We start from the raw sequence: 2,408 nt of genomic DNA, 5'->3' as shown, positions 1-2,408 counted from the left end.
ACTGCTTTCCAGGACCGCTGGGGCGGCCTCGCCCTGCCGCCGGCCCCTTTCTATGAGGGTGGTCCGCGCATCCTGGACGCCGACTGCCCCGAAGAGAAGCCCGCAGAAGGCTGGTCGTTCCCGGGAGCAGACTGCCAGGTGTCCATGGCCTACAGCTTCATGATCGGCCCCGACGGAGCGTTCGGCATCGACGCCTACCGCTGGACGCCCCTGCATGCCAGCACTGACGGATGGGTGGAATCCCTGGCGCTCGCCGCTCATGCCCGCCGCTGGGCCACGACCGTCACAAGGGTCACGCGCAAGGCCGTCGACGCACTGGATCTCGGCGAGTTCGAGCCGGTCCCCGAAGTACAAGGTGTGACGGACTCTTGGTGGCGGGGCGCGGACTCCCTTATCGCCGTATACCGGGGTGAGGCCGTGGGCCTTGACGCCCCGCAATGCCTCGAAGCACACATCTATGGTGGACTTGACGAGTGGGGCCTCCATGGCGGCTGACCCGCGGTGTGTCGTCTGTCGCCTCACCGGGGTCCCAGCCACCGCCTCCACACATCTCACCACCGCCACCAGGCGCGGGAAACCGCGCGGAGAACACTCCCGGGGGACCGAACTCGAACGGTCCGCCGAGAGCGTCACCCACCGCCGAGCCGACGACCATGCCAGCGACCCGCTGCATCCGCTTCATTCATGCAGGCTATCCGTGCCGTGCCGACGGACGTGCGGCCCTGTTTCCTCTGTGGCTGCCCGAGTCATCGTCGGTCAGCGTGCCTTGTCCACGCAGGCGCACGGCCTGAGACACCATGGGTATGAGACACGCTGGGCTCAGCCCCAGGTCTGGCCCGCTGGTTCCTTGATGGTGCGGTTGATCCTGTTGAAGAAGTTGGTCAGCGCGATCTCCAGGTTGATCGCGCCGATCTGCTCCTCGGTGAAATGGGCGTTGACCTCGTTCCAGAGTTCGTCGGTGACTCCCTCCGCACCGTCCTGGAGCCGGGTGGCGGCCTCGGCCAGCGCCAGTGCCGCACGCTCCGCATCGGTGTAGAACGGGGCCTCACGCCACGCCGCTACGTTGTGCAGCCGCTCGTCGGTGTCACCGGCCTTGTTCCCACCGGCGACACTGGCGTAGACGCACGCCGAGCAGCTGTTGATCTGGCTGGCGCGCAGGTGGACCAGCGCGAGCAGCTTCGGGTCGACACCCCCGGCGGCGATCGCCTTCTGCAGGTGCCCGACCGCCTTCCACACGTCGGGGTTGATGGTGTTCTTGTTCTTCAGTCGGTTCTGCATGGCAGGATGCTCTCCTTGGTCGGGGTTACCTTGCCGGGCCGGCGCCCGTCACCCCCTATGACGGAGCACCTGCCAGGGAGGTAACACCATGTCCGGCGCTCATCCCGCCGATCCGATCGCCGAGGCCTTCGAGTCGCACCGCGCCCGGCTCACGTCCGTGGCCTACCGAGTGCTCGGCTCACACGCCGACGCGGACGACGCGGTCCAGGAGGCGTGGCTGCGCTTGTCTCGGCAGGACGCCGACGCCATCGACAATCTCGGCGGCTGGCTGACCACCGTGGTCGGCCGCATCAGCCTCGATCTCCTACGCTCACGCCGCACGCGCCCGACAGTCCCCCTCGACGACCAGCTCTCCGAACTCACGGTGACGCTCGACGACGGTCCGACTCCGGAAGAGCATGTGGCCCTGGGCGACTCGGTGGGCCTGGCGCTGCTGACGGTCCTGGACTCACTGCGCCCCGACGAGCGCCTGGCGTTCGTGTTGCACGACGTGTTCGCCGTGCCGCACGGGGAGATCGGCACCATCCTCGGCAGGTCCACCGACGCGACCAAGATGCTCACCAGCCGCGCCCGTCGGAAAGTGCAGGCAGCACAGCACTCGGCCGGCCATCGACAGCAGCAACTGGAGGTGGTCGCCGCGTTCTTGGCGGCTGCCCGCGAGGGCCGGTTCAGCCGACTGCTGGAAGTCCTCCACCCCGAGGTGGAGTTCACCGTCCACGCTCCTGGCGGACGGTTCGTCACGATCGGAGCCACCGAGGTCGCCGGCCGCGCCCGGGTGGTCGGCGGCGCGGCACGCGGACGTGCAGCGACCGTCAACGGGCGCCCCGGTGTCCTCGCGTGGAACGAGGACGGCACCCCGCTGTCCGTGCTCGCCTTCACCGTCGCCGACGGCCGCATCACCGAGATCACCGCCGTGGTCGACCCGGCCGCCCTCGCGCTCATGAACCTCCCGGAACCGGTGTGACTCTCTACCCGCTATGACCGCCCCTCCTCCATGCCAGATCGCCAGCAGGTCCACGACAAACCGCGACCTCATGCTTCGGACAGCCAAGGCCGCAGGCGTCGGCAAAGTAATGATCACCGCCCCCTGCCGGCCCCGCCCGCCCCGGGCTCTGCTCGTCCAGGCCCGC

The 2,408-nt window shown here is 68.7% G+C and carries 3 protein-coding genes and 1 pseudogene; 2 read left to right on the top strand and 2 right to left on the bottom strand.

What is annotated here, in order from left to right; translation table 11 throughout:
* A partial coding sequence (locus RIF68_RS34325) for a hypothetical protein (protein ID WP_309055388.1) occupies positions 1-495 on the top strand: 495 nt, incomplete at its 5' end.
* A gap of 7 nt (positions 496-502) precedes the next feature.
* Here the strand turns inward: RIF68_RS34325 and RIF68_RS34320 are convergent.
* Together RIF68_RS34320 and RIF68_RS34315 are read right to left on the bottom strand one after the other, a co-directional pair.
* Positions 503-682, bottom strand: a pseudogene (locus RIF68_RS34320) (ADP-ribosylglycohydrolase family protein); the annotation flags it as partial.
* A 137-nt stretch (positions 683-819) separates the two neighbouring features.
* Positions 820-1,278: a carboxymuconolactone decarboxylase family protein gene (locus RIF68_RS34315; RefSeq protein ID WP_309055387.1), complete on the bottom strand. Its 459-nt coding sequence runs from the start codon at positions 1,276-1,278 to the stop codon at positions 820-822.
* 88 nt (positions 1,279-1,366) lie between these two features.
* Here RIF68_RS34315 and RIF68_RS34310 point away from each other — a divergent pair, with 88 nt between their 5' ends.
* Positions 1,367-2,242 (top strand): sigma-70 family RNA polymerase sigma factor, encoded by an 876-nt coding sequence (locus RIF68_RS34310; protein ID WP_309055384.1) that lies wholly within the window; start codon positions 1,367-1,369, stop codon positions 2,240-2,242.
* Positions 2,243-2,408 lie beyond the last annotated feature (166 nt).

Source organism: Streptomyces sp., assembly GCF_031178505.1.
Taxonomy (GTDB): Bacteria; Actinomycetota; Actinomycetes; order Streptomycetales; family Streptomycetaceae; genus Streptomyces; species Streptomyces gulbargensis.
The sequence above is the reverse complement of the archived record's forward strand: the minus strand, read 5'-3'. Positions and strand labels throughout refer to the sequence as shown.